The sequence below is a fragment of the Paraburkholderia phymatum genome, assembly GCF_040965635.1.
GTDB classification, from domain to species: Bacteria; Pseudomonadota; Gammaproteobacteria; order Burkholderiales; family Burkholderiaceae; genus Paraburkholderia; species Paraburkholderia phymatum_B.
Genome location: NZ_JBFRCH010000006.1, coordinates 145,180 through 170,243, shown reverse-complemented (window position 1 = coordinate 170,243; position 25,064 = coordinate 145,180). Strand labels below are relative to the sequence as shown.

Sequence of the window (25,064 nt, the reverse complement as noted above, 5' to 3'; positions counted from 1 at the left end):
CGCTGATGTCGGAGCGTGATTCGGATAGTTCAGGTCGCGCGAAGGCGAAGCCCCAGCCCACCGCGCGGGCGTCATTCGGCGCATTTGTCCGTAAGCCGGTCGAGCGGCCCGCAGCACAGGTCGCGGCCGCGCAGGAAATGCGCGATGAATCGACGGAAAGCTGGCCCGACGATGCAATCGAAGTCGGCGCAATCGTCGATGCATACGGTCTCAAAGGCTGGGTGAAGGTGGCCGCGCATGCGGACGCCGGTCAGGGCGGCGACGCCTTGCTCAACGCCAAACGCTGGTGGCTCGAAAAGGGTCGCGAGCGCAAATCGGCGCCCTGCCTGCAGTCGAAGGTTCATGGCGACAGTATCGTTGCACATCTGGGCGGCCTGGCCGACCGGGATGTCGCGCTCGCGTTGCGCGGTTACCGCGTCTACGTGTGCCGCAGCGATTTCCCTGCGCTCGAAGCCGATGAGTATTACTGGGTCGATCTGCTGGGCCTCGATGTCGTCAACGAGGCGGGCGTCGAACTCGGCAAAGTGGCGGATCTGATCGACAACGGTGCGCAGTCGGTGTTGCGCATCGAGTATCCGGCTACCGGCAAAGACGGCAAGCCGGTCACCGGCGAGCGCTTGATCCCATTCGTCGGCGTCTATGTCAAGACGGTGGATCAGGCGGCGAAGAAGATCGTCGTCGACTGGGACGCCGATTACTAGAACGTTCGCTTCACGGAGAGAGCGATGCAATTCGATATCGTTACGCTCTTTCCCGAGATGTTTCGCGCGCTGACCGACTGGGGCATCACGAGCCGCGCGGCGAAGCAGGAGCGTTATGGGTTGCGCACGTGGAATCCGCGCGATTTCACGACCGACAACTACCGCACCGTCGACGATCGTCCTTACGGCGGCGGCCCGGGCATGGTAATGCTGGCCAGGCCGCTCGAAGATGCGATCGACGCCGCGAAAGCGGCGCAGGCGGAGCAGGGCATCAACGGCGCGCGCGTGGTGATGATGTCGCCGCAAGGCGCTACGTTGAATCACGACAAGGTGATGCGCTTTTCCGCGGAGCCCGGTCTGATCCTGCTGTGCGGCCGCTACGAGGCGATCGATCAGCGTCTGATCGATCGTGTCGTCGACGAAGAAGTCAGCCTCGGCGACTTCGTGCTGTCGGGTGGCGAACTTCCCGCCATGGCGTTGATCGACGCTGTCGTGCGTCATCTGCCGGGTGTGCTGAACGATGCGCAGTCGGCCGTGCAGGATAGCTTTGTCGATGGTTTGCTGGATTGCCCGCACTACACGCGTCCAGAGGAATACGATGGAGAGCGTGTGCCCGATGTGCTGCTCGGCGGCCATCATGCGGAAATCGAACAGTGGCGGCGGCGCGAAGCACTGCGCAACACGCTCGTCAAACGGCCCGATCTGATCGACCGGGCCAGAAAGAACAGGTTGTTGAGCCGTGCCGACGAGGCATGGCTCGCAAATCTCGCCAAGGAAGCCGCGAAGCATTGAGTCTTCGCGCGACGAGGCGGGACCCAGGCGGAGCCGTCCATGCGTGGCCGGTTCCAGATGTGAACCCATCCTCTATCGGGGCCGTAGCCGGGCGCGCGCTGCGCGAGGCAGGTACGAACGCCGACAAGATGGCATTAGGAGTCAGTGATGAATCTGATTGCAAAACTCGAGCAGGAAGAAATCGAGCGCGTGCTCGCAGGCAAGACCATTCCCGAATTCGCTCCCGGCGATACGGTGGTTGTGAACGTCAACGTGGTTGAAGGTAACCGCAAGCGCGTTCAGGCCTACGAAGGCGTCGTGATCGCGAAGCGCAACCGTGGCCTCAACTCGTCGTTCATCGTCCGCAAGATCTCGTCGGGCGAAGGCGTCGAGCGTACGTTCCAGACGTATTCGCCGCTGCTGGCAAGCATCGTCGTCAAGCGTCGCGGCGATGTGCGTCGTGCAAAGCTGTACTACCTGCGCGAGCGTTCGGGCAAGTCGGCTCGAATCAAAGAGAAGCTGGTGTCGAAAGACCGCGCTGCAGCTGCTCAAGCGTAAATGCTGTAAGAAAAGCACCCTTCACGGGTGCTTTTTTCTTTGCCAGGTCAAAATAGCGTTGTGTCCCACAAGCGCTGGTTCGAGACTTCCATTGACCGCCCCTTCACGCCCCGCCCGTCCCGTATTTGACCCCGAAGCCTTGCCTGTCGAGGCGACAGATACCGATCTGCCCGCCGTCGTCCCCGCACGCCTGACGCCCGATGGCCTGCGCGCGCGCTTCGAGCAGAATCTGCCGTGGAAGCAGGAGACGCGCGAAGTGCGCTGGCGCGAAACGGGCGATCCGCGCGTCGCGGCGGTTCTCGTGCCGCTCGTCGTTCGCGATGAGGGCCTGAGCGTGCTGCTCACGTTGCGCGCCGATCATCTCAACGACCACGCAGGGCAGGTCAGCTTTCCAGGTGGCCGTCACGAACCCGCCGACGCCACCGTGACGGCAACGGCGCTGCGCGAAGCGCAGGAAGAAGTCGGTCTCGATCCGTCTCGTGTCGAAGTGCTCGGCACGTTGCCCGAGTATCTGACGGGCACGGGCTTTCGCGTGACGCCCGTCGTCGGTCTCGTTCATCCGCCGTTTTCTGTGAAGGCGGATTCGTTTGAAGTCGCCGAAATCTTCGAAGTGCCGCTGCGCTTTCTGATGGAGCCGAGGAATCATCAGGTGCGTGTGCTGCACTGGGAAGGCGGCGAGCGTCGTTTTTTTGCAATGCCTTATCCGCGCGGCGAAGCGGGCGGCCATTACTTCATCTGGGGCGCAACGGCGGGCATGTTGCGCAATTTCTATCGCTTCCTCGCCGCATGACATGAAGCGGCGTACGACGCGCGGGGTCGGCCGTATTGCGTCTGTAATCGCAGCCTCTCAGCCCCATCCGACCCTGTGCTATCGTTATGACCAATTCCGATAGCTCGGCAAGACAGAACCGCTCGTCAAGAACTCGAATAGCACGGCGCCTCGCATGACTTTTTTCTCCGTATTGTTGGCCCTCATCCTCGAACAGGTGCGCGCGCTGTCGCCGAACAATCCCGTTGCGGCACTCCTTCAATACCATGCGGAATCGACGGCGCACGGCTTCGATGCCGGCAAGGAAAAGCACGGCTTCCTTGCGTGGCTCGTCGTCGTGCTGCCGTGGACGCTCGTCGTCGGCCTGATCTACTTCGTGCTGTATGAGATTCACTTCGTGCTCGCGTTCCTGTGGAACGTCGCTGTGCTGTACTTCACGCTGGGCTTCCGCCAGTTCAGCCACTATTTCACCGATATCCATCTGTCGTTGAATAACGATGACGTGCCGCGCGCGCGTGAAATCCTCAACGAATGGACGGGCATCGATACCGTCGACATGCCCGTCAGCGAGATCGTGCGTCACACGCTGATTCATGCCGTGGTCGCGTCGCACCGTCATGTGTTCGGCGTGTTCTTCTGGTTCCTGATTCCCGTCGGCCCGGCGGGCGCGGTGCTGTATCGCACGGCCGAGTATCTGGCGCGCGCCTGGTCGCAGCCCGCCGATGACCGGACCGTTGCGTTCTCCACGTTCGCGCAGCGCGCGTTCTTCGTGATCGACTGGATTCCGGCGCGCCTGACGTCGCTGGGCTTTGCGATCGTCGGCAACTTCGAGGACGCGATTTACGCATGGCGCAATCACACGCGCCAATGGCCCGATACGAATGACGGCGTGTTGCTTGCCGCCGGCAGCGGTGCGTTGGGCGCGCGGCTCGCGGGCCCGCTCGCCGAAGTGTCGAGCCTCGATGCACTGGCGACGGGCGACGGCGGCCCGATGACCGTCGGCGACGACTGCACGCCGCGCACGCTGCAATCGGCGGTGGGCCTCGTGTGGCGAGCCGTCATCCTGTGGATGATCTTGCTGCTGATGCTGACCATCGCGGTCTGGCTTGCCTGAACGCTGACGGATCCCCCGCACGAAAGCCAGCACGAACGGCCAAACGCCGGCCCGCGCACCGCACGCGCGAAAACGCCGTCAACCTTCCAAAGGATCGCGCGCCGTTCCGCAATTCCAGCACACGGTGAACTGCGCTTCGAGCCATTCACCGCAATGCGTGCAGCGCCAATTGGGCGCGTTGGCGGCAGGCCCGTTGCGTCCCGCGTCGATCACTTTTCTCGCCAGCATCTCGTCGCGTTCATCGACGAGCCACAGCTCCGGCGCGCACTGATCGGCCGGAATCTCGCCGATCGCGCCGCTCAGATAGCGGTTGTGCAACTCGCATGCGATACCCGCCGCCTCGAGCAGATTGACCCAGTGCTGTCCGATCACGACGTTCGGCGCGCGCATCAGCTTCATCATGATCAATCTCAGCGGACGATCTGGCTCGCCTCGTGCACGAGTTGCGCATAGAGCGCATGCCGCTCCTTCGCGATGCGGCCATCGGCGATGGCTTCGAGAATCGCGCAGCCCGGCTCATGCAGATGATGGCAGTTGTAGAAGCGGCAGTTCGGCAAGAGCGGCCTGAACTCCGGAAACGCGCGCTCGAGCTTGCCCTCCGTCAGATGGTGCAGGCCGAATTCCTGGAAGCCCGGCGAGTCGATCAGCGCGCCTTCGCCGTCGGGAAGCGGGTAGAGGCGCGTGAACGTGGTCGTGTGACGGCCGCTATTGAGCGCCGTCGAGATTTCGCGCGTCGCCACTTCCGCATCGGGAATCAGCAGGTTCACGAGCGTCGACTTGCCCATGCCCGACTGGCCGAGCAGCAGCGTCGAGTGTCCGCGCAGATGTTCGGCGAGCGTCTCGCGGGCGGCTTCGGGCTGCATCTTGATCGACACTTCGGCCACGGCATAGCCGAGTCCGCGATACAGTTCGAGCCGTTTGCGCGCGAGCGGCAACGCGGCCTCGACGTCGATCTTGTTCAACACGATCAGCGGTTTCAGCTCGTTCTCTTCCGCGGCGACGAGCGCGCGTCCGAGCAGGTCTTCACTGAAATGCGGCTCGGTCGCGAGCACGATCAGCAACTGATCGAGATTCGCCGCGAAGAGCTTCGACTTGTACTGATCCGAGCGATAGAGCAGGTTGCGCCGCTCGCCGATCTCGACGATCACGCCCTGATCAGCGGAAGTCGGCTCGTACAGCACCTGGTCGCCGACTGCGATCTCGCTGCGCTTGCCGCGAGGGAAGCATTGCAGCATCGCGCCGCCGTCCTCTGGCGCGACGATGTAGTGACGGCCATGTGCGGCGATCACGAGGCCGCGCGTGCGTTCCTGCGCGCGCTCGCTGGCGGCTGCCGCGCGCAAAGCTTTCGGTGAGCGGCCGCTCATGCGTGACGCAGCAGCCGGTCGATCCGCTGCGAAGCCGGCGGATGCGAATAGTAGAACGCCGTGTAGAGCGGATCGGGCGTGAGCGTCGACGCGTTGTCCTCATACAGCTTCACGAGCGCGTTGACGAGATCCCTCGCGTCCGTCTGCGTCGCGGCGAACGCGTCGGCTTCGAACTCGTGCTTGCGCGAGAAGAGGCTGCCGAGCGGTGTCACGAAGAACAGGAACACGGGCACCGCGAGGAAGAACAGCACGAGCGCGAGCCCGTTGTTGCTGCCCGTCATCGACGGCTGCACGCCGAGGCCTTCGAAGAACCACGTGCGCTGCGCGAGCCAGCCGAGCAGCGCGAGCATCGCAAGGCTGATCGCGAACGTGACGATCATCCGCTTGATCACATGGCGGCGCTTGAAGTGGCCGAGCTCGTGCGCGAGGACCGCTTCGATCTCGCCGCCCGACAGGCGCGAAAGCAGCGTATCGAAGAACACAATGCGCTTGGACGAGCCGAAGCCCGTGAAATACGCATTGCCGTGCGCCGAGCGGCGGCTGCCGTCCATCACGAACAGTCCCTTCGCGGCGAAGCCGCAGCGCTTCATCAGCGCGTCGATGCGATGAACGAGCGCTTCGTCCCGCAGCGGCTCGAACTTGTTGAACATCGGCGCGATGAAGGCCGGGTAGAGAACCAGCACGAGCATCTGGAACACGACCCAGACGACCCACGCCCACCACCACCAGTACGCGCCCGCCTGGTTCATCAGCCACAGCACGACGAACAGCAGCGGCAGGCCGAAAGCGGCGCCGAGCAGCACGCCCTTGATGCGGTCGACGAAGAAGATGCGCTTCGTCATCCGGTTGAAGCCGAAGCGCTGTTCGATCACGAACTGGCGGTAGTACTCGAACGGCAGGTCGACGGCGCCCGTGATCGCGATCACGACCGCGACCAGCGCGATCTGCCCGATGTAGCCCTGGCCGAACCAGTCGCCGATGGCCAGATCGAGAATCTGCACGCCGCCGAGCAGCGTGAGCGCGATCAGCACGGCCGCGCCGACGACGATCTCCATCATCGTCAGCCGCGTGCGTTCGATGGTGTAGTCGGCGGCGCGCTGATGCGCGGCGAGGGCGATCGTGCCCGCGAACTGCTGCGGCACCCTTTCACGATGCGCCGCGACGAAGCGGACCTGGCGCGACGCGAGCCAGAGTTTCATGCCGACCATCGCCGCCACGGCGATCACGAACAGAACGGTGAAGTACAGAGTAGGCATCCGGGGAATCCGTGGGTTCTATGCGAGAATTATATGTTTGTTCCTGTCTGCGGGCGGGAGCGCGCCATCGTTGGCCCATTGCGGTTGTCGCCTGACCCGCTCGCGCCGTTCCAAACCAAGGTTGCCTTCAATGACTGACATTATCGAATCCGTCGATCAGCCGCCGCTCGTGCGCAGCGACATGAACCTCGTCTGGCTCGACATGGAAATGACGGGGCTCGATCCCGACAACGACCGCATCATCGAAATTGCTGTCGTCGTGACCAATTCGACGCTCGATAAACTCGTCGAAGGCCCCGTGCTCGCGATCCACCAAAGCGACGAGACGCTCGGCAAGATGGACGACTGGAACAAGAACACGCACGGCCGTTCGGGGCTGATCGACCGCGTGCGCGCGTCGACGGTGACGGAAGCCGACGCGACGGAGCAGATTCGCGCGTTCCTCGGCCAGTACGTGCCGCCCGGCAAGTCGCCGATGTGCGGCAATTCGATCTGCCAGGACCGCCGTTTCATGGCGCGCTGGATGCCCGAGCTGGAGACGTTCTTCCATTATCGCAATCTCGACGTCAGCACGCTCAAGGAGCTGTGCCGCCGCTGGCAACCGGCGATCTACAAGGGTTTTCAGAAGCGCGCGATGCATACGGCGCTCGCTGACATCCACGAATCGATCGACGAACTGCGCTACTACCGCGAGCATTTTCTGATCCCGGCCGCGAGCACGGCCGCCGACGCGCCGTCCACCGACGCGCCAGCAAAGTAACTCAGCCCTGCCGCGGAGCGCGCACTGCGCTCTTCGGCCGGAACGCCGGCACGACGTCGGCGTTCGTCTCGATGTACGGGCCGCCGATCAGATCGATGCAATACGGCACGGCGGCGAAAATGCCCGGCACCTTCACCTTGCCTGCCTCGTCGCGCAGGCCTTCCAGCGTCTCCCTGATCGACTTCGGCTGCCCCGGCAGATTGATGATCAGCGCGGCGCGTTCGGCCGTCTCGCGGATCACGGCCACCTGACGCGACAGGATCGCCGTCGGCACGAAGTTCAGGCTGATCTGCCGCATCTGCTCGCCGAAGCCCGGCATTTCCTTCGTCCCGGCCGCGAGCGTCGCTTCGGGCGTCACGTCGCGGCGCGCGGGGCCCGTGCCGCCCGTCGTCAGCACGAGATCGCAGCCTGCTTCGTCGACCAGTTCGATCAGCGTCTTCGTGATGGTCGGCGCGTCGTCCTGGATCAGGCGCGTTTCCGTGCGAAACGGCGACGTCAGCGCGCCGCCGAGCCACTCCTGCAAAGAAGGTATGCCCTTGTCCTCGTAGACGCCCGTGCTCGCGCGGTCGCTGATCGACACAAGGCCGACGATCAGTTCGTCGGGATGATTACGCGTGGGAATCGTCATCGTCGTCGTCCGAATCGTGGGTAGCGGCTTCGTCGTCGTCCGCGCCGGCGCCGTCCGCGTTCTTGATCCACTGGAACAGCTCGCGGAAATAGCGCGGCGGCTTGCCTTGCTCGACTTCCTTGCGCGCATTGCGGATCAGCGTGCGGCCTTGCTGCGGATCGGCGTCGGGATGCACGCGGATGAATTCCGTCAGCGCGGCGTCGTCGGCGAGCAGCTGTTCGCGCGTGCGCTCGATCCAGTGCAGGCGCGCCGTTTCGGCCTTGTTGACGCCCTTGTACTTGTCGAGCGCCTCGCGCAGCGCGCCGGTTTCGTCGTCGGTCAGGCCGCGCATCACCTTGCCGACATACTGCATCTGGCGGCGCTTGCCTTCGTGATCGGTGATGCGGCGCGCCTCGCGTATCGCTTCGTCGAGCGCTTCCGGCATCGGCATGCGCTTCAGCGCGTCTTTCGGCAGCGCGGCGAGTTCTTCGCCCAGCGCCTGCAACGCGTGCATTTCGCGCTTCAGTTGCGACTTGCTGGGACGGTCATACCCGTTGTCGTCGTCGACGTCAGCGGGTGTCATCGGTTGAATGCGGGTTTTGCGTGTCATGCGCGGTATTGTAACTTGCCGGGCCTGTCGCCAAGCCCGCTGCAGGTCGCGCCAACAGCTCCGCACGCGCCTCGCATCGCATCGCCGCGAGGCATTTGCGATTGCCAGGTACGCCAGCGTAGAGCTTGCTATGATCGCGGGATGCGCCGGCGCACAGGCCGGCGAGGCATCGCACTTGCAACGACGAACTCTCGCGGGCTTCGGCCCAGACCGCACGGCAACTCAGGACGGCAAACGACAATGGCAGCAGACACGGAAGTCAGGCAACGCTTCTTCCCGCACACGCAGGACGAACTGAAGGAAATCGCCTCCGACATTCTTCGCCACGCAAAGTCGCTCGGCGCAACCGACGCGGCAACCGAAATCTCAGAAGGCGACGGCCTGTCCGTCTCCGTGCGGCGCGGCGAAGTCGAGACGATCGAGCACAACCGCGACAAGATGGTCGGCGTGACGGTCTTCATCGGCAACAAGCGCGGCAACGCGAGCACGTCTGACTTTTCGTCCGAAGCGCTGAAGGACACGGCGATGGCCGCGTACAACATCGCGCGCTTCACGGCGGAAGACGACTGCGCGGGGCTCGCCGAAGAAGAGCTGCTCGAAGCCGATCCACGCGATCTCGACCTGTATCACCCGTGGAATCTGGATGCGGACGAAGCCGTCGAACTCGCGCGCCGCGCGGAAGATGCCGCATTCGCCACGAGCGCGCTGATCAAGAACTCGGAAGGCGCGAGCGTATCGGCGCAGCATTCGCAGTTCGTGCTGGGCACGTCGCGCGGCTTTCTGTCGGGCTATCCGTACTCGCGTCACTACGTGGCGTGCGCGCCCATCGCGGGCAGCGGCCGCAACATGCAGCGCGACGACTGGTACACGTCGAAGCGCAGCGCAGGCGAGCTGGCCGACCCGGAAGCCGTAGGCCGCTACGCCGCCGAGCGCGCGCTCGCGCGCATGGGCGCACGCGGACTCGACACGCGCAAGGTGCCCGTGCTGTTCGAGGCGCCGCTCGCGGCGGGCCTGCTCGGCGCGTTCGTGCAGGCGACCAGCGGCGGCGCGCTGTATCGCAAGACGTCGTTTCTTGTCGACAGTCTCGGCAAGCCGGTGTTCGCGCCGCATGTGCAGATCGTCGAAGACCCGCATGTGCCGCGCGCGATGGGTAGCGCGCCGTTCGACGAAGAAGGCGTGCGCACGAAGCAGCGCGCCGTCGTGAAGGATGGCGTCGTCGAAGGCTATTTCCTGTCGACGTACTCGGCGCGCAAGCTCGGCATGCCGACGACGGGCAACGCGGGCGGCTCGCACAACCTGTCGCTGCGCAGCGCGCTCACGCAAGACACGGACGACTTCGAGGAAATGCTGCGCAAGCTCGGCACGGGCCTGCTGCTGACGGAACTGATGGGGCAGGGCGTCAATTACGTGACGGGCGATTATTCGCGCGGCGCGTCGGGCTTCTGGGTCGAGAACGGCAAGATCCAGTACCCGGTCGAGGAGATCACGGTCGCGAGCACGTTGCAGGAAATGTTCCGGCATATCGTCGCGATCGGCGCGGATACGATCGTGCGCGGCACCAAGCAGACGGGCTCGGTGCTGATCGAGCGGATGACTGTAGCGGGGCAATAAACCGTACATCGACGCGTAAGCCGCTTCAAAAATGCAAAAGCCACGGAAGCGATTCCGTGGCTTTTTTCTTTGCACCGGCCAGGGGCCAGCGGCTCAACGCGTCTTGCGCCGATACGTCACGAATGCATATTCGAAGTCATTCGGCTCTTTCGCGCGATGCGTCTCGCGCGCGACTTCTTCCCACTGCGCGGGATTGGGCGCGGGGAACGTCGCGTCGCCTTCGAAGTCCGCGTGAATTTCGGTGACGATCATCTTGTCCGCGCGCCGCAAGCCTTCCTCGTACAACTGCGCGCCGCCGATCAGAAACGCCTCGGACGCATTGTCGCGCGCCGCGAGCGCTAGCGCGTCGTCAAGATTCGTGACGGTGTCGCAGCCGGCGAACTGGCGCTGCGCATCGCGCGAGACGACGATGTTGCGCCGTCCCGGCAGCACGCGGCCAATCGATTCGTGCGTCTTGCGGCCCATCACGATGGGCGCGCCCATCGTCGTGCGCTTGAAGAAAGCAAGGTCTTCGGGAAGCCGCCAGGGCAGCTGGTTGTCACGGCCGATCACGCCATTGCGGGCGCGAGCGACGATCAGGGTCAGCGTCGTCATGCGAGAAAGTATGGAACGGGTAGCGGAAAGCCGAAGCCGATTCTACCCGAGCGCGCGCGGCCCGGCCGGGCACGCCGCGCAGCGCGCGAGACGGCGTGCGCCGCTCGCATCGCTTTGGGCCGCTCAGATCGGGCGCACAGGCACTACTCGCGCTCGTCGTGATCGTTGGCGTCGCTGGCGTACAGTTCTTTCTCGTCGCCCTTGAAGCCCGCCTTGTCGTCATTCGACGTATCGCGCAGACCGTGCGTGCCCAACAGCCTGTAAAGCGTCACGCGCGAAATCCCGAGGTCCGCCGCCGCCTCGTTGAGCCGGTGCCGGTGCCGCAGCAGCGCGGCTTCGATCGCGCGCTTCTCGGCGGCTTCGCGCGCCTGCGCGAGGCTCATCGTCTGCTGTTCGCTGAAGTGCGCGAGGTCGAGGTCTTCGGCGGAAATCAACTTGTTCTCCGCCATCACGATCGCGCGGCGCACGCGGTTGATCAGCTCGCGCACGTTGCCAGGCCAGTGATAGTTGTACATCGCCTCGATCGCCGACGGCGTGAAGCCGCGAATCTTGCGCGTGTTATCGGTCTTGAACTTGCCGAGGATGTGATGCGCGAGCAGCTCGATGTCCTTGCCGCGAGCGCGCAGCGGCGGCTCGTCGACGCGCAGCACGCACAGCCGATGGAACAGGTCCGAGCGGAAGCGCCCGTCGCTCATCGCATCTTCGAGATCGACGTGCGTCGCGGAGATGATGCGCACGTCGACGGGAATCGATTCATGGCCGCCAAGGCGCTCGATCTTGCCCTCCTGCAAAAAGCGCAGCAGGCTCGCTTGGCTTTCCATCGGCAGATCGCCGATTTCGTCGAGAAAAAGCGTGCCGCCGTTGGCCGCCTCGACGCGGCCGATCTTGCGCTGGTTCGCGCCCGTGAACGCGCCGCGCTCGTAGCCGAACAGCTCCGATTGCAGCAGGTGATGCGGAATCGCGCCGCAGTTGATCGGGACGAACGGAAACTTGCGGCGCGGCGAGCGCTCGTGGATCGCGAGCGCCGTCAGCTCCTTGCCCGTGCCCGATTCGCCCGAGATGAACACGCTCGCATCGGTGTTCGCGACCTTGCGGATCGTGCGGAACAGTTGCTGCATCCCTTCGCAGGTGCCGACCATTTCGTCGTCGCTCGCGCTCGTGGTGTCGGGCGGCATGTCGGGTTCGCACAGATTGACCATGCCGTACGCGTGGCCGACCAGATAGTCGATGGTCGCGTTCGCCACGGGAATCTTCACGTAGTCGAAGCAGTAGTGGCGAATCAGCCGCCGCACGTCAGGATCGGCGAGCCGCTCGGCATTCGCCAGCGCGATCCAGCCGACCTGCTGCGCGCGCAGGCTCGGCTCGAGGCCGGGCAGCTCGCGCACCGCGAAGCTCGCCATGTCGGCGATGCCCGCGCACATGGTCGCGGGCTTGACGAGCCGTCCGACCTCGTGCGCCGAGCGCGCGACGAGCACGTTCCAGCCGCGGCTTTTCAGATGCTCGACGAGCGCGTCGTCAGGCGCGCGCGCGACGTACAGCAGGATGCGCGTCGCGACGCGCGTATCGACGGCCGTCGGAGCCACGTCGGGTGCATCGGGTGCGGTGGGTGTCGTGGACCCATGCGACGCCGCCAGGCGCAGCCCTGCGCCGGCGGACGCAGGAACGGGGCTCAGATGAGAAGTTTCGCGCACGATCTGCCTCGTATCAGTGTCACGTCAAAAGGTGTAGGGAAAGCGCACGCCGATCACGTAGTTCGGCGCGTCGGGCGTCATGCCGATCGACACCGAACCGTTGATCGTCAGATGCTTGTTCACCACATGGTTAAGTCCGAAATTCATCACGGCGGCCGTCGTTTCGCTGCCAGGCACCTTCACGTAGTCGCCGCCCGGCGCCTTCGTCTTCGACGAGGGCTGCAGCGCGAGCGTGTACGAGATGCTGGCCGAGTCCTTGTCGGAGAATGCAAGCGCCACGCCCGCGCCCAGCTGGAAGATGTCGCCGAGCTTCACGGTCGCCGGCTGCGTCTGTCCGACCACCGACGAAATGTCCTCGAACGAGCGCGCGACGTTGTACGTGTAGGAGAGGCTGCCGAACAGCACGACGGGGTCGTAGGTCTTCAGCACCGACAAGCCCGCCGTGACGTTCCAGAAGCCCGTGCCCGTGGGCAGCTTCGACGGCGCGACGAGATTCGTGTTGTCGGGGTCGAGCTGCACGACCTTGAGGCCGAACGGCGAGGTGCCCGTCGGCGCTTTCACGCGCAGACTGCCGACGACGTCGGGGATGTTGTTGGTCTCTTTCAGGAACTGGTAGTAGATCCCGAAGTTGACGTCGCCGATCGCATTCGAATTGACGGACGCATCGGACAGCGTATTGGCCGCGCCCCCCGCGCCGCCGACGATGAACTGGCTGTGCCGGTACACATACGGCACGTCGACGTCGACGCTGATGCGGTCCGTCAGACCGTAGCGCGTGTCGAGATCGGCCATGATCTGGTGCGACTTGGTCTGCCCCAGATTGATGTTGCCGAGGAAAATCGCGTCGAGCGCGAGAAAGCCCGACAGCTGAAGCTGGCGGCGATCGTAGTAGGTATCGCTGATACCCCAGTCCAGCGTCAGCTTGTGATCGAAGAGGGGCGCGTGCTCGCGCTGCACGACGGCCTCTTCGGCCTGCGTGCGCACGGGCTCGGCTGCCTTCTGCGTCTGGCCGACGGCGCCTTCCGGCAGACCCGGGCCGCTCGCCTGCGCGTTCGGGTTGCTCGTGCCCGGCGAGCCGGCCGCCGATGCGCCCTCCGGCGCGGGCGGATTGACGGGCACGCCCGTCGCGGTGCCCGTCGCGTTGCCCGGCGCGGGCGCGCCCGGCGTCACCTGCGCGAGCGGCGGCAGCGGCACGGGCAGGCCGTCCGCGCCCGGCTGCTCGGCGACGGCTTCGCTGCCGGCGCTCGCGCCATAGCCCGGCGCGCCGCGGCCGCGCTGCGCCATTTCCAGATTGGTCACCTGCCGCTCGAGCGACTGGATCTGCCGCTGCTGCTCGTCGACCACGCGCATCAGCGTATTGAGCCGTTCTTCGAGCGACTGGTTGTTGAGCGCCTGCGCGCCCGCCCCCTGCGAGAGTGCATACAGCATTGCGGCAGCAGGGATGGCCGCGAGCCGGGCGCGCGGCCTCCTGTTTGTTGTATAGGTCATCATTGTTGTTCCCCCGGTGAAACGGGCAGCGCCTGGCGGGTTCTTGTGCTTTGCGCTGCCGCGTTTCGTCGCGACTTCTCCTCCTGGTGACATAAAGCCGGCAGGTTGGCGGCCTGCCTTCATCTCCTTGAACCAAGCGCGTTTTGCAGGGCCTGGAGGACGCCTGCCTGGCGCAGCATCGCGGACGACATCGGCGCCGTCTGCAAGGAGAGCTGCAACTGGTTGGCGACTTGCTGGTTATTGCCTGCGATCTGCAGCAGTTGTGCGATTGCGCCCGCCTGTTGCGTGTTGCCGGGCACGATGGTTTGCGATGCGATGCCGGCGGGCGTCTGCAGCGCGACAGTCACGCCGCCGTTGCCGAACGCGATGCCCGCCTTGATGGTGCCCGCCGCGTTCGACGCCGATGCGCTCTGCGCATTCGCGCCGCCCGCCAGCAGTGGCGGATTGTTGTTGAAGTCGATCTGCGCCGTGTTGAAGCCGACGTTGCGATCGCCCGCTACCTGCGTGACCTGCGATACGCCGTTGACGGAGATGCTTTGTCCGCCGCCGGCGTGGGCATGCGGGTTCGCGCCCGGATTGCCGTGGCCGTCAGTGACGCTCGCTAGCGTGTTGACGTTGGCCGTCAGCGCGTTCGCCGCATCGCGCGCGACGGAGAGACTGCCTTGCGCGAGCGCATGGGCGCCGTTCGGCAACTGCCATTGCGAGAGCACGTTCAATACGAAACCGGAGATCATCTGTCCGCCCGCGCCTTTTCCGGTCTGCTGGGCGAGCACATCGTCCCCGACGCTTTGCCACTGGATGGCGGCCGGCGCCACGTCGCGGAACGTCGTCAGGTCCGAGGCGTAGGCGCTGGTCGCGAGACCGCACGTCGTGGCAAGCAAAATCGCGAGACACGTGCGGCCGGGCTGTGAGAGGGAGTGCTTCATGGGTGGTCAGAACAGGTCTGCCTTGATCAAGCCGTATTCGACAAAGGGAGTCGCGGCCGTACCGTTGGTAAGCGCGCGCTCGCGCAAACGCAGCGCCAGCGACTCGTTGTCCTGCAACAGCGGGGAATCCTCCCTGAACGGTTTCCCGACGACTGCGAACACGAGCCCATTCCACGTCTTCGCGAAGTCCTCCTCGAGCAGGATGCGATTGCCGAGGGCGGGGTCCGCGACGAAGATGCGACCGTCCTGCGCGTGCTTGACGATCACGAAGTGCTCGTAGCCGTCGATGTTCATCAGAACCATGACGGGGATCTGGAGGTGATACAGCGCATCCGTGTTGACCCTGAAACCTCGCCCGCGCAGCCCGATCGTCTCGACGAACTTCTTCATGTCGAGCATTGAGAAGCCGTTCTTGACCACCACTTCCGGCGTGGAGAACGCCATCATCCGGCGGATCAGCTCCGTCTCGGGGATGTCGATTCCGTAGCCGTACTTGAGTAGGGTCGCGAGCGCCGCCGCGCCGCAGCTGTAGTCGAACTGCTGGCTGACGATATGGCGGTAGCGGAGCTCCCTCATCGAATGCACCGTCTTGGTTAGCGGAACACCTGCGAGGGTAGACGTGTCGATGCTCGCCTGTGCGTGCCCTGTCGCACACATCGCGCAAGTTGCAAACACAACGGCGGCATCGGCGAGTCGAAACGCCGGATACCGGTCGAACCGGGACATGCTGGTCTCCTGTCGCCCCGGGTTAGCGCTTCAGCTGTCGGCGGGAGTTAGCGCTTAGCTGTCGGCTGGCGTTAGTGCTTTAGCACTTACGCCAGCCCACGCAGAGCGCTTGCTCAAGCCCCATGCAGAGCACTTACCCGGGTCCCATGCACAGCGGTCGACCAGAGCCCGCATGTCGGCGGGATTGGAGCTTGGGTGCCCGTTCCCGTCGCATGCGTGCCCTGGTCCCATGCAACATCGCCGCTGCCAGGTCGCGCCGGCGGCTGTTCAGCCCGTCGGCGCATCCCCTTATGGCTGGTGTTTTAGTGGCTCGTGTTCATCGAAGCGATCGCCAGGCCGTTGTGCTGCACGTTGCCCGCGCCGCCCGCGATGTTCACGCCGATATTGCCGGTTGCGTGACTCAGTGCGCCCGCGCCGAGCATCGCAGTGCCTTCGAACGAGCCGTGGAACGACACGCCCGCCGACTGCGACGATTCATCCGTGGCGACCATCGCCGCGCTGGCATGGTTGCGCGAGACCGTCGACGTCGAAGCGGCCATGCTGTTGTTCTGCACGTTGCCGATGCCCGATGCCACGTTCACGCCGACGTTGCCCGATGCGTACTGCAGCGAGTTGTCGCCGACCGATGCGTTCACCTTGAAGTTGTTGATGTTCGCGCGGCCACCCGAGCTCTGGTCGTTGAAGACCTGTGCGTTGCCGAACACATTGCCGGCATCGACGGAAGCGAGTGCGGCGTCGTTGCTCTGCGCGTTGTTCACGCCTTCCGCGATGTTGACGCCGATGTTGCCGCTGACGTTCTGCGCGGCGTTTGCGCCCGTCGTCGCCGTCAGGTTGCCCGCCTTCTGCGTGTTGATGTGCTCGGTGACTCTGCCGTACACGTCGACATCCGTCCTGTCTACCGTCGAGCTGAAGCCCCATTGCGCCGCTACGCTGTCGTGCGTCTTCGAATTTTCGACTTCATAGCCGCTCGACTGCTCGCGAAAGGCCTGATAACCGGAACCCTGGTTGGCCTTGAAGCCCCACACCTTGCCCTGGCCCGAGCCTTCCACCGCGCCGAATGCGCCCGACAGGTGGTTGCTGTTGCTGTAGCTGGACTCTTTGTAGCCGGCGGAGAAGCCGCCTTGCACATGTGCTTCGCCGAAGCCGAAGTGCGGGGTGTTGAACGACGCGTACTCATAGCTGCCGCCCGCATGGCCGCCTGCCGAGATATGGCCGCCGGCGTTCTGGCTGTCATGGCTGAAGCTGCCGTTGATCTCGGCCGCCTGCGCGCTGAACTCGAAGCCGCCGCCCTTGATCGAGCTGCTCTGGTTCGCGTACTTGTAGCTGGACGATTCCTGGAAGCCCTGCGCGCGATACGAAGAGGACGAGTGCGACGTCGACACCGAGGCCCACGCGTAGCCGCCGCCCTTCACGGAGTCATAGCTGTTGTCGATCCGCGTCGTCACGAAGCCGGACGTGTACGTTTGCGCGTTCGGGCTCAGCGATGCGTTCGCGTAAGCATGCTGCGTGTTGTTGACGACGGCGCCCGCCGTGCTGGAGACGCCGACGCAGCCGAACAGCGTGACGAACCCTTCGATGCCGACGGCTTCGCCCACCAGCGTCGCGTTGAAGATGAACGGGTTCTTCAGCGGGCTCGCGAAGGCGCTGGAGGAAGCGGCTGCGAGGACGGCTGCTGCAATGAGAGTGCGCTTCATGTTTCGCTCCGATACTCGTTGTGGTCAGTTAGAAAAGAGTGCCCGCCGGGGGACGGAGCACAAAACTGTTTGCCGTGGCATTACCGGCGCCGGCAGTCTGGTTGATCTGCACGATTCCGTTGACGCTCTTGAAGGCGTCGTTGGAGATGCTGGTCTCGCGCACGGTCTGAACCCCGGTCGCTTGACCCTGACCGCCGTTCTTCGCGGCCGTCGCGGACAGCACGCCGTCCGAGACAGCCTCGACTCCTGGCGCAGCAGTGCCGAGCTGCACACTGTTGCGCTGGAGATTCCCTGCGCCCGCAGACTGGTTCACCATCACCGCTCCGGACGTATTCGAAAATGCGTTGCCTTCGATCGACGCGCGCGCGCTCGGCACGCGGGCCCGCGCGCCGGCGCTCTGGACGCTGGCGTTGTCGTTGCCGGCGGCGTCGCCGTTCGAGATCGTCAACTGGTTGAGCTGCGCGTTGTTCAGGCCCGCCGCCTGGCTCACCGTGAGCGCGCCCGTCGCGCCGACGCCTGCGCCCGTCGCGATGCCCGCGTCGCCCGTCACGCGCGCTGTCTGTTGTGGCATCTGCTGCGGCATCTGTTGTGGCATTTGTTGCGCGCAGGCGGCGTGCATTGCTACAAGCCCGACGAGCGCGAAGGCCGCGGCGCCGGCGCGCGCCGGGATGCGCCGGACCTGCAATGGCGAACGAAAGAGCGCGGTCATTTGTTGAGCCCTCCGAGCGCGCCGCCCAACGCCGTCGATAGCGGCGCGAGCGCGCCCGTCACGGACGCCGATATGCTGCCGCCGAGCCCCGGCGCCGGTTGCCCGATGCCGCCGGAGTTGAGCGCGACGTTGTTGTTGGTGGTGCTGCCCGTCAGGATGCGGGTGACGGCCTGCAAGCCCGCGTTGCCGGCAACGTTCCTGTCGAGACCCGTCGAGCCGTGCGCGTTGGTCAGGTCGGCGTCCGAGGCGACTTGCGCCATCGTCGGGTTGAACGTGTTGGCAGGGAAGGTCGAGACACGCGAGGTCACGGGGTCCTGGTCCCGCGGCACCGAGTCGTACGCGATGCGAGGCGTGACTTCCCTCTCGACGACAATGTCGCCGGGATTCACCACCTGAGCGGCTGCCACGCCCGCGAAGCCGGCGGCGGATGCGCCGACAATTGCGGCCAGGGTAGTCGCGCGCGTTGCGCGGCTGTACAGCGTCGCTAATGAAGCGATCATTTTGCGTGCTCCCGATACGGAGTCCGAAACACTTTGCCTGCTCTTCGTTGCGCTTAACGTGCTGCGGGTGCGTTGCTGCTTTTCCTACTTCCGCTGGTAGTTCGCTACGTTGCCTTGCGCGGCGCGCGCGGCGTCGACGGGGATCGGCAGCGGCGACGGCGGCGCGATCTCGTCCCACAGCGTCACGCTATTGCCGCGTACCAGCTGCGGCGTCGTCGCGACCATCACCATGCCCGCCGCGCCGCCACGCTGACGCGACAGCACCTGGTCGTCGAGCACGACGCTGCTCGTCGATGCGCCGTCGTCGGGTTCGTCGATTACCAGGGCACGTGTCGACTCGTCTTCCGTCGCTGCTTGCGGTTCCGCGCCGGCATCGGCGGTGGTCGCAAACGTTTCATCCGCGGAATCAGGCGTTGGTTGCGCTGCCGTTGCGAGCTGCTCCGGCGCGACAGATTCCTGCGCGCTCACGCCTGCCGGGAGCGCGACGAGAGCGAGCGCGACGCACAGGGCGGCGCTGGCTGGCAGTCGCCGGATCGGGTTCGAGTCGATGCCGAAAGCGAGTCGCATGATGTCTCTCCTTGGTGCGGGAGATTTAGCGAAACGTGTGCCATCCGTGCGAATCCATTGATGCGATTGGTCGGGCCAAAATCGATCCGGCGCCCGCCGCTGAAAATCGGCCGTAAACGTTTCAGGTCTGAAACCTCGCCAAAAAACACGCTGATTTCAAATCGGTGCGCTAAATGCAACGCTACGGGAGTACGTTGATAAAAAAGTATGGTGAATGCGCTTCCAGGCGAATTAATCGGGTCCCAATGAGATTGCCTGGCACTGGCAAACCCTTGCTGCATAAGGCCTGACGATTTAATTCGCATATTTGTTTTCGACGGCTCGCGCGTATAGTAAGCTCTCATCCACAGCACACGATTTTAAAAAACCCACTACTAGGTCGTTTCAATACACGCGCCGTTTTTCGGGGATCAGCTGTCCGTACGGAATGGAATGGCCGTTCGGTTTTCGCCGTTTGCGAATCCCGTGCGAATAGGCGTGCCTGAAAGCTAAATGCAGATCAGCACATGCCGTCATCCTTAACGTTCGTTGACGAGAGGATCTGAATAATGGAATCCGCCACACGGCAACTGATATACGTATCAAGAGATCCCAGCGCCGAGTTGAACACGCGTTTTCATGAGCGCGGCTGGCATGTCGAAGTCGTCGGCTCGGCCCGGGATGCGCGCCGCGCCGTGCGTGCGGGGATGGCGGCGGGCGGTCTGCTCGACCTGTCGAGCTGCTTCCAGCAGCACGAAATTGCCGCATTCGAGTCGTGCCTGACGATGCCCAACGTCGGCTGGGTCGCGACCACGATGGCCGGCCAGTTGCAGGACGCCGCGTTGCGCCGGCTCGTGCGCGACTACTGTTTCGATTATGTGACCGTGCCTTATTCGGGCGACCGGATCGTCGATTCCGTCGGGCATGCATATGGAATGGTCTCGCTTGGCGAGCCGGCATCGAATGACGCGTCGCCGGGCGGTTCCGAGGGCGAGATGGTCGGGTCGTGCGACGCGATGCTCGCGCTCTTCCGCTCGATCCGCAAGGTCGCGATGACGGACGCGCCCGTCTTCATCTCCGGCGAATCGGGCACGGGCAAGGAACTGACGGCCGTCGCGATCCACGAGCGCTCGGCCCGCCGCAACGCGCCGTTCATCCCGATCAACTGCGGCGCGATTCCGCCGCATCTGCTGCAATCGGAGCTGTTCGGCTACGAGCGCGGCGCGTTCACGGGCGCGAACCAGCGCAAGATCGGCCGCGTGGAAGCGGCAAACGGCGGCACGCTGTTCCTCGACGAAATCGGCGATCTGCCGCTCGAAAGCCAGGCGAGCCTGCTGCGCTTTCTTCAGGAGCGCAAGGTCGAACGGCTGGGCGGACACGGCGCGATCGAGGTGGACGTGCGGATCATCTCCGCGACTCACGTCGACATGAACACGGCGATGATCGAAGGCCGGTTCCGCTCGGACCTGTATCACCGCCTCTGTGTGCTGCAAATCGACGAGCCGCCGCTGCGCGCGCGCGGCAAGGACATCGAGCTGCTCGCGCGGCATATGCTCGAACGTTTCAGGAAAGATGCGAGCCGCCGGCTGCGCGGCTTTGCGCCCGACGCGATCGCCGCGCTTCACAACTACAGCTGGCCCGGCAACGTGCGCGAACTGATCAACCGCGTGCGGCGCGCGATCGTGATGTCGGAAGGGCGCGCGATCACGGCGCGCGATCTCGAACTCGCGGAATATGTCGAAATCGTTCCCGTCTCGCTCGCGCAGGCGCGCGAGGCAGCCGAAAGGCAAGCGATCGAGCTGGCGCTGCTGCGCCATCGCGGGCGTCTCGGCGACGCGGCGCAGGAACTCGGCATTTCGCGCGTGACGCTGTACCGTTTGCTGTGCTCGCACGGCATGCGGCATATGGAAAGCGAGCCGCTCGCGCAGCACGCGGCGGAGATGCCGTCGACGATGCCGCATCTCTGACGCCTGCTCGCGACGAGACATCGGGAAGCCCGGCCGGTTGGCCGGGCTTCTTTGCTTTGGACGCGCCGTTTCCCTTTTCCCGTTTGCGTTGCCGGCTCCTTACGCCGCCTTCCGCGCGAGGTGAAGGACGTGCAGGCAGCACGCGTTGCGCGCAAAGCGGCGCAAGCACCCGGCTTCATGCGGCTTGCTAGAATCGTAGTCTCCCAAAAACCTCCGGTGCGCCAGGCGCACGGCCGAAGGAATCCGCATGAAACAATACCTCGACCTCGTCCGCACGATCCTCGATGCCGGCAGCTCGCAGGAAAACCGTACCGGCGTCCGCACGATCAGCATGCCGGGGGCGATGTTGCGCTTCGATCTGCAGCAGGGCTTCCCCGCCGTGACGACGAAAAAGCTCGCTTTCAAGTCGGCGATCGGTGAACTGGTCGGCTTTTTGCGCGCGTCGCGCAGCGCGGCCGATTTTCGCGCGCTCGGCTGCAAGGTTTGGGATGGAAACGCGAACGAAAACGCGCAATGGCTCGCGAACCCTTATCGGCAAGGCACGGACGATCTGGGCGATGTCTACGGCGTGCAATGGCGCCGGTGGCCCGCCTACAAGGTGCTCGACACGACGGCGAGCGCCAGGCTCGAAGACGCGGCGTCGCGCGGCTACACGCCCGTGACCGGGTTCGAGGAGGGCGGCGTGCGCAAGGTGTTGCTGTACAAGGCGATCGACCAGCTCCGCCAGTGCCTGGACACGATCATCAAGAACCCTTCCGACAGGCGGATTCTGTTTCACGCCTGGAATCCGGCCGTGCTCGAGGAAATCGCGCTGCCGGCTTGCCATCTGCTGTATCAGTTTCTGCCGAATGTATCGAAGCGCGAGATTTCGCTGTGCCTGTATATCCGCAGCAATGACGTCGGGCTCGGCACGCCGTTCAACCTGACGGAAGGGGCGGCGCTGCTGCATCTCGTCGGCCGGCTGACGGGTTATACGCCGCGCTGGTTCACGTATTTCATCGGCGATGCACACATTTACGAGAACCAGCTCGACATGCTGCAGCAGCAGTTGACGCGCGAGCCCTACGAAAGTCCGACGCTCGCGATTGCCGACCGCGTGCCCGAGTTCGCGAAGACGGGCGTCTACGAACCAGAATGGCTGGAGAAGATCGAGCCCTCCGATTTCTCGCTGGTCGGCTACCGGCACCACGAACCGCTGACGGCGCCAATGGCGATCTGACGCGCAGCGGGTCTTCCGGCGCACGGTATCCCTGATGTGATGTGGAAACGCCCATCGCGATCGCGGTGGGCGTTTTTCGTTTGTGGCGCGGCGTGCGTACCGGGACTCACCCGCGATGGTGCTCTTCGTGGCCTCCGCCGCCCGTCGCGCGCTGTTCCTGATGCGACTGAGGCTGGGGTTGAGGCTGTGGATGCGGTTGCTGCGCCTGCTGCGGTGGGTGGAATTCCGGGCGCGGCTGGGGTTGCGGCTGAGGCTGCGGATGGAACTCCTGACGCGCCTGCTGTTGCGGCTGAGGCTGCGGGTGAAATTCCGGTCTCGGCTGAGGCTGAGGACGGAACTCCTGACGCGCCTGCTGTTGTGGCTGCGGTTGCGGGTGAAATTCCGGTCTCGGCTGAGGCTGAGGACGGAACTCCTGGCGCGCCTGCTGTTGTGGCTGCGGTTGCGGGTGAAATTCCGGTCTCGGCTGAGGCTGCGGATGGAACTCCTGACGTGCCTGTTGCTGAGGCTGCGGATGGAACTCCTGACGTGCCTGTTGCTGAGGCTGCGGCTGGGGATGAAACGCCTCACGTCCCTGCTGCTGCGCCTGTTGCGTCGGAGCCGGTGCCGGCTGCGTGTGCATCTCCGGTCCGTGCTGAGGCTGATCCGGCGCGGCGCCGGCGAAACCGTTCGCCGGGCGGGGCACCCGTTCGTGTTGCTGTAACGCTTGACTGTTCTGCTGCATCGCCGGGCCTTGCGGCTGCGCTGCGCCGGACTGCGGGTTCCCACGCTGGGCCATCGGCACATGATGCTGCGTCCACGCGGGCGGCTGGGCCGCAGCCAGATCCTGACGCTGCGCGCCGGCCGGCTGGCCCGGTTGAGGCTGCATGCCGTTCATCGGACGGAAGCCCGCGAATTGCGGAGGACGCGGCACGCCATTGCCTGGCTGACCGGAGTGTTCAAACTGTCCGGGCCGCCCGGCTTGTTGGCCAGCCATCGGCCCCGGCGCACCGCCGCGCCCCGGCTGGCCCGGCCCGACGTGCTGTTGTTCGTTCATCTGCGGCTCGCCACCCGGCCGCTGGCCGCCCGGCGCACCTGCACCGGCGACGGGCGCGCCCGGCATGGCGCCGGGCATCTGCCCCGGTACGTGCGAGCGCACCACTCGCACGTTCGCAACGGGGCCGTTGCCATTCAGCGTCTGTCCGCCGAAGTGAGCGGGCACCGAGGTTCTCACCATCGGTTCGCCCGCGCCCGCCACGCGTCCGTGTCCGCCTTGCGCGAAGTTCTGCGCGAGCCTGTCGTGGAAGGCCGCGGGCACGCCCGGATTGCGCGTGCCGACGACGGGCCGCGCCATCACGTTCGCTGGCGGCCGGTAGGCGGCGTTGCGCATTCCCGGTCCGAAGCTCTGTCTGACGGGCGCGAGATTCGGCGCGCCCGCGTTGAAGCGCGCATTGCGCCACTGCGCGGGATCGACGCGCTGTCCGAAATGGTTCGTCGGCTGTCCGTGGACGAATGCCGTTGCGGGCATCCCCGTGACGGCGCCCGGCGCGCGGTAGTTGACGTACGTGTTGCGGACGTTGTTATGGATATCGACGCGGTTGTTGACGATGACCGTGTTGTTCACGCGCTCGTAATAGCGCGGGCTCCAGTCGTGATCGCGGCCCCAGTGCGGATGCCACGGCTCGTCGGGGCCGAGCGCGAACCACGCGACCCCCGCCGCCGCGACGCCGCCGATCGCGAGATTCACGTTCCAGTCACTGCCGCCGCCATCGCCGACGAACGCAACGAGAGCGGGCGCATACGCGGGCGGCTCGCTGACGACGACGTGCCCCGGCACCCACGCCCACGCATCGTCGACGTAGGCCCAGCGGCCGTAGTGGTAAGGCGCGAAGCCCCACGGCGCGTCGTCGACCCACGTCCAGCCCCACGGCGCCTGCCAGACCCAGTGGCCGTCGCGATAAGGCGCCCAACCCTGTGGCTCCTGATCCGGTATCCATACCTCGCCGTATTGCGGCGAGCTGCGCCACGTGCCGTTTGCGTCCAGGTCCTGATAGCCGGGCATTTCGCGCGATACATAGCGCGCCGAAACCGAGCGGTCCTCGGCGGCGTCGCGGCTGGCCGCCCACTGATCGAACGGATCGGCGCCGGGCGTGCCGTTATCGGCCATCTGCTGCAGGTTCGTGCTCGCGAAGGTGATCTGCTGTCCGGCGGCGACGGGTACCTGGCCGTTGTCGCCGTACACGGTCGCGCTGCCTCTACGGACCGTGACTGTCGTGCTGGTGCCGTCGGGTGCGACGTCGACGCGGTAGTCGCCGGGCCCATTGACGCCCAGCGCCAGATTCGGCGTGTCGATCTCATACGACGAGCCGGGCGCGATTGCGCGCACGTGCGTCGACAGCGTGCCTTGCGCGACCTTCAGCTGCGTGCTGTTGTCGTCGAGATTGAGGATGTCGAGGCTGGTTTGCTGGCCCATGCGCACGGCCGTCGAGCCGATATGCAGTTCCGAGCGCGCGTTTATGTCGTTCCACAGCTGGTCGCCCGTCGTGAGCGGCCGGTTGACCTGCGCATACGACCAGTCGGACGCGCCCGCAGGCTCGGTCGTGACCGTGCCTGCCATGTAGTTCAGGCGCGCGACGCGTCCGGGCGGGTCGCTATCCGGCGCCGACTGCGGCGCAGATTGCGGTGCGTACTGTGCGACGTTCGCGGGCGGCGGCGCTTCCTGCGCCCACGCTGTCTGCATGGCGAGCGTCGCCAACGCGCCCGCGACGGCGAGCGCGACGAGAGACGAACGGTGCATCGCGTGGCGCGTCGGATCGTCGGCGCTTCCGAAGGTGCGGTCGGGCGTGGTGAATTTTTTCATGGTTGTCGCTCCATCGGGCGCGCGCGGCGCGGCACCCTGCGAAATCA

Annotated in this window: 24 protein-coding genes; 9 read left to right on the top strand and 15 right to left on the bottom strand. The window is 65.1% G+C overall.

Annotation, left to right across the window (positions count from 1 at the left end):
- Positions 1–5 precede the first annotated feature (5 nt).
- The 5 genes from rimM (at position 6) to AB4Y32_RS14395 (ending at position 3,913) form a co-directional block, all read left to right on the top strand.
- Positions 6–701, top strand: a complete 696-nt coding sequence (gene rimM, locus AB4Y32_RS14415; RefSeq protein ID WP_368721966.1) for a ribosome maturation factor RimM — start codon at positions 6–8, stop codon at positions 699–701.
- A 24-nt stretch (positions 702–725) separates the two neighbouring features.
- The gene (gene trmD, locus AB4Y32_RS14410; protein ID WP_368721965.1) at positions 726–1,493 is read left to right on the top strand and encodes a tRNA (guanosine(37)-N1)-methyltransferase TrmD; all 768 of its coding nucleotides are present in this window, start codon (positions 726–728) and stop codon (positions 1,491–1,493) included.
- 147 nt (positions 1,494–1,640) lie between these two features.
- Positions 1,641–2,030 (top strand): 50S ribosomal protein L19, encoded by a 390-nt coding sequence (gene rplS, locus AB4Y32_RS14405; RefSeq protein WP_368721964.1) that lies wholly within the window; start codon positions 1,641–1,643, stop codon positions 2,028–2,030.
- A 91-nt stretch (positions 2,031–2,121) separates the two neighbouring features.
- Positions 2,122–2,820 carry a CoA pyrophosphatase gene (locus AB4Y32_RS14400; protein ID WP_368721963.1) on the top strand — a complete coding sequence of 233 codons (699 nt, stop codon included), beginning with the start codon at positions 2,122–2,124 and terminating at the stop codon, positions 2,818–2,820.
- Positions 2,821–2,974: 154 nt separating this feature from the next.
- The gene (locus tag AB4Y32_RS14395; protein ID WP_342932798.1) at positions 2,975–3,913 is read left to right on the top strand and encodes a CobD/CbiB family protein; all 939 of its coding nucleotides are present in this window, start codon (positions 2,975–2,977) and stop codon (positions 3,911–3,913) included.
- A gap of 78 nt (positions 3,914–3,991) precedes the next feature.
- Here AB4Y32_RS14395 and AB4Y32_RS14390 read toward each other — a convergent pair whose 3' ends face one another.
- The 3 genes from AB4Y32_RS14390 to AB4Y32_RS14380 are packed head-to-tail and all read right to left on the bottom strand — an operon-like array spanning position 3,992 to position 6,533.
- Positions 3,992–4,312: a DUF2007 domain-containing protein gene (locus AB4Y32_RS14390; RefSeq protein ID WP_368722133.1), complete on the bottom strand. Its 321-nt coding sequence runs from the start codon at positions 4,310–4,312 to the stop codon at positions 3,992–3,994.
- Between the two features lie 11 nt (positions 4,313–4,323).
- On the bottom strand, positions 4,324–5,277 hold the full coding sequence (gene rsgA, locus AB4Y32_RS14385; RefSeq protein WP_368721962.1) for a ribosome small subunit-dependent GTPase A: 954 nt from the start codon (positions 5,275–5,277) through the stop codon (positions 4,324–4,326).
- Entirely contained in the window at positions 5,274–6,533 is a 1,260-nt protein-coding gene (locus tag AB4Y32_RS14380) for a M48 family metallopeptidase (RefSeq protein WP_368721961.1), read from the bottom strand. The genes rsgA and AB4Y32_RS14380 overlap by 4 nt, the downstream gene beginning before the upstream one ends.
- Before the next feature lie 130 nt (positions 6,534–6,663).
- On the opposite strand from AB4Y32_RS14380, the gene orn reads away from it, so the two are divergent.
- Positions 6,664–7,293, top strand: a complete 630-nt coding sequence (gene orn / locus AB4Y32_RS14375) for an oligoribonuclease (RefSeq protein WP_368721960.1) — start codon at positions 6,664–6,666, stop codon at positions 7,291–7,293.
- A gap of 1 nt (position 7,294) precedes the next feature.
- Here orn and mog read toward each other — a convergent pair whose 3' ends face one another.
- A complete protein-coding gene (gene mog / locus AB4Y32_RS14370; RefSeq protein WP_368721959.1) occupies positions 7,295–7,921 on the bottom strand; it encodes a molybdopterin adenylyltransferase in 627 nt (208 codons plus the stop codon).
- Positions 7,902–8,510 (bottom strand): ribosome biogenesis factor YjgA, encoded by a 609-nt coding sequence (gene yjgA / locus AB4Y32_RS14365; RefSeq protein ID WP_368721958.1) that lies wholly within the window; start codon positions 8,508–8,510, stop codon positions 7,902–7,904. Before yjgA ends, mog begins: the two co-directional genes overlap by 20 nt.
- A gap of 240 nt (positions 8,511–8,750) precedes the next feature.
- Here yjgA and pmbA point away from each other — a divergent pair, with 240 nt between their 5' ends.
- Complete coding sequence (gene pmbA / locus AB4Y32_RS14360; protein ID WP_368721957.1) at positions 8,751–10,121, top strand: metalloprotease PmbA; 1,371 nt, start codon at positions 8,751–8,753, stop codon at positions 10,119–10,121.
- Positions 10,122–10,214: 93 nt separating this feature from the next.
- On the opposite strand, the gene AB4Y32_RS14355 is transcribed toward pmbA, so the two are convergent.
- The 9 genes from AB4Y32_RS14355 to AB4Y32_RS14315 all read right to left on the bottom strand — a co-directional run bounded on the left by AB4Y32_RS14355 (position 10,215) and on the right by AB4Y32_RS14315 (position 19,016).
- A complete protein-coding gene (locus tag AB4Y32_RS14355) occupies positions 10,215–10,715 on the bottom strand; it encodes a dihydrofolate reductase (RefSeq protein WP_368721956.1) in 501 nt (166 codons plus the stop codon).
- Between the two features lie 143 nt (positions 10,716–10,858).
- A complete protein-coding gene (locus AB4Y32_RS14350) occupies positions 10,859–12,406 on the bottom strand; it encodes a sigma-54 dependent transcriptional regulator (RefSeq protein WP_368721955.1) in 1,548 nt (515 codons plus the stop codon).
- Between the two features lie 24 nt (positions 12,407–12,430).
- Entirely contained in the window at positions 12,431–13,897 is a 1,467-nt protein-coding gene (locus tag AB4Y32_RS14345) for a hypothetical protein (RefSeq protein WP_368721954.1), read from the bottom strand.
- Positions 13,898–14,013: 116 nt separating this feature from the next.
- Positions 14,014–14,820 (bottom strand): peptidase C39, encoded by an 807-nt coding sequence (locus AB4Y32_RS14340; RefSeq protein ID WP_368721953.1) that lies wholly within the window; start codon positions 14,818–14,820, stop codon positions 14,014–14,016.
- A gap of 6 nt (positions 14,821–14,826) precedes the next feature.
- Positions 14,827–15,546 carry a C39 family peptidase gene (locus AB4Y32_RS14335; RefSeq protein WP_368721952.1) on the bottom strand — a complete coding sequence of 240 codons (720 nt, stop codon included), beginning with the start codon at positions 15,544–15,546 and terminating at the stop codon, positions 14,827–14,829.
- Between the two features lie 302 nt (positions 15,547–15,848).
- Positions 15,849–17,240: a hypothetical protein gene (locus AB4Y32_RS14330; protein ID WP_368721951.1), complete on the bottom strand. Its 1,392-nt coding sequence runs from the start codon at positions 17,238–17,240 to the stop codon at positions 15,849–15,851.
- A gap of 28 nt (positions 17,241–17,268) precedes the next feature.
- On the bottom strand, positions 17,269–17,949 hold the full coding sequence (locus tag AB4Y32_RS14325; RefSeq protein WP_439899787.1) for a hypothetical protein: 681 nt from the start codon (positions 17,947–17,949) through the stop codon (positions 17,269–17,271).
- Positions 17,946–18,449, bottom strand: coding sequence for a hypothetical protein (locus AB4Y32_RS14320; RefSeq protein WP_368721950.1), 504 nt, complete (start codon positions 18,447–18,449; stop codon positions 17,946–17,948). Before AB4Y32_RS14320 ends, AB4Y32_RS14325 begins: the two co-directional genes overlap by 4 nt.
- Before the next feature lie 84 nt (positions 18,450–18,533).
- Complete coding sequence (locus AB4Y32_RS14315) at positions 18,534–19,016, bottom strand: hypothetical protein (protein WP_368721949.1); 483 nt, start codon at positions 19,014–19,016, stop codon at positions 18,534–18,536.
- Positions 19,017–19,564: 548 nt separating this feature from the next.
- Between AB4Y32_RS14315 and AB4Y32_RS14310 the strand changes: the two genes are divergently transcribed.
- Both AB4Y32_RS14310 and AB4Y32_RS14305 read left to right on the top strand, forming a co-directional pair.
- A complete protein-coding gene (locus AB4Y32_RS14310; RefSeq protein WP_368721948.1) occupies positions 19,565–20,962 on the top strand; it encodes a sigma-54 dependent transcriptional regulator in 1,398 nt (465 codons plus the stop codon).
- A gap of 247 nt (positions 20,963–21,209) precedes the next feature.
- Positions 21,210–22,181 (top strand): thymidylate synthase, encoded by a 972-nt coding sequence (locus AB4Y32_RS14305; protein WP_368721947.1) that lies wholly within the window; start codon positions 21,210–21,212, stop codon positions 22,179–22,181.
- Positions 22,182–22,287: 106 nt separating this feature from the next.
- Here the strand turns inward: AB4Y32_RS14305 and AB4Y32_RS14300 are convergent, their stop codons facing one another.
- Complete coding sequence (locus AB4Y32_RS14300; protein WP_439899786.1) at positions 22,288–25,017, bottom strand: DUF6600 domain-containing protein; 2,730 nt, start codon at positions 25,015–25,017, stop codon at positions 22,288–22,290.
- Positions 25,018–25,064: the final 47 nt, after the last annotated feature.

What these genes read in the sequence shown, in the direction of transcription:
- rimM (WP_368721966.1), top strand. Translation starts at nt 6, where the DNA reads ATGTCGGAGCGTGATTCGGATAGTTCAGGTCGCGCGAAGGCGAAGCCC.
- trmD (WP_368721965.1), top strand. Translation starts at nt 726, where the DNA reads ATGCAATTCGATATCGTTACGCTCTTTCCCGAGATGTTTCGCGCGCTG.
- rplS (WP_368721964.1), top strand. Translation starts at nt 1,641, where the DNA reads ATGAATCTGATTGCAAAACTCGAGCAGGAAGAAATCGAGCGCGTGCTC.
- AB4Y32_RS14395 (WP_342932798.1), top strand. Translation starts at nt 2,975, where the DNA reads ATGACTTTTTTCTCCGTATTGTTGGCCCTCATCCTCGAACAGGTGCGC.
- AB4Y32_RS14390 (WP_368722133.1), bottom strand. Translation starts at nt 4,312, where the DNA reads ATGAAGCTGATGCGCGCGCCGAACGTCGTGATCGGACAGCACTGGGTC.
- rsgA (WP_368721962.1), bottom strand. Translation starts at nt 5,277, where the DNA reads ATGAGCGGCCGCTCACCGAAAGCTTTGCGCGCGGCAGCCGCCAGCGAG.
- AB4Y32_RS14380 (WP_368721961.1), bottom strand. Translation starts at nt 6,533, where the DNA reads ATGCCTACTCTGTACTTCACCGTTCTGTTCGTGATCGCCGTGGCGGCG.
- orn (WP_368721960.1), top strand. Translation starts at nt 6,664, where the DNA reads ATGACTGACATTATCGAATCCGTCGATCAGCCGCCGCTCGTGCGCAGC.
- mog (WP_368721959.1), bottom strand. Translation starts at nt 7,921, where the DNA reads ATGACGATTCCCACGCGTAATCATCCCGACGAACTGATCGTCGGCCTT.
- yjgA (WP_368721958.1), bottom strand. Translation starts at nt 8,510, where the DNA reads ATGACACGCAAAACCCGCATTCAACCGATGACACCCGCTGACGTCGAC.
- pmbA (WP_368721957.1), top strand. Translation starts at nt 8,751, where the DNA reads ATGGCAGCAGACACGGAAGTCAGGCAACGCTTCTTCCCGCACACGCAG.
- AB4Y32_RS14355 (WP_368721956.1), bottom strand. Translation starts at nt 10,715, where the DNA reads ATGACGACGCTGACCCTGATCGTCGCTCGCGCCCGCAATGGCGTGATC.
- AB4Y32_RS14345 (WP_368721954.1), bottom strand. Translation starts at nt 13,897, where the DNA reads ATGATGACCTATACAACAAACAGGAGGCCGCGCGCCCGGCTCGCGGCC.
- AB4Y32_RS14340 (WP_368721953.1), bottom strand. Translation starts at nt 14,820, where the DNA reads ATGAAGCACTCCCTCTCACAGCCCGGCCGCACGTGTCTCGCGATTTTG.
- AB4Y32_RS14335 (WP_368721952.1), bottom strand. Translation starts at nt 15,546, where the DNA reads ATGTCCCGGTTCGACCGGTATCCGGCGTTTCGACTCGCCGATGCCGCC.
- AB4Y32_RS14330 (WP_368721951.1), bottom strand. Translation starts at nt 17,240, where the DNA reads ATGAAGCGCACTCTCATTGCAGCAGCCGTCCTCGCAGCCGCTTCCTCC.
- AB4Y32_RS14325 (WP_439899787.1), bottom strand. Translation starts at nt 17,949, where the DNA reads ATGACCGCGCTCTTTCGTTCGCCATTGCAGGTCCGGCGCATCCCGGCG.
- AB4Y32_RS14320 (WP_368721950.1), bottom strand. Translation starts at nt 18,449, where the DNA reads ATGATCGCTTCATTAGCGACGCTGTACAGCCGCGCAACGCGCGCGACT.
- AB4Y32_RS14315 (WP_368721949.1), bottom strand. Translation starts at nt 19,016, where the DNA reads ATGCGACTCGCTTTCGGCATCGACTCGAACCCGATCCGGCGACTGCCA.
- AB4Y32_RS14310 (WP_368721948.1), top strand. Translation starts at nt 19,565, where the DNA reads ATGGAATCCGCCACACGGCAACTGATATACGTATCAAGAGATCCCAGC.
- AB4Y32_RS14305 (WP_368721947.1), top strand. Translation starts at nt 21,210, where the DNA reads ATGAAACAATACCTCGACCTCGTCCGCACGATCCTCGATGCCGGCAGC.
- AB4Y32_RS14300 (WP_439899786.1), bottom strand. Translation starts at nt 25,017, where the DNA reads ATGAAAAAATTCACCACGCCCGACCGCACCTTCGGAAGCGCCGACGAT.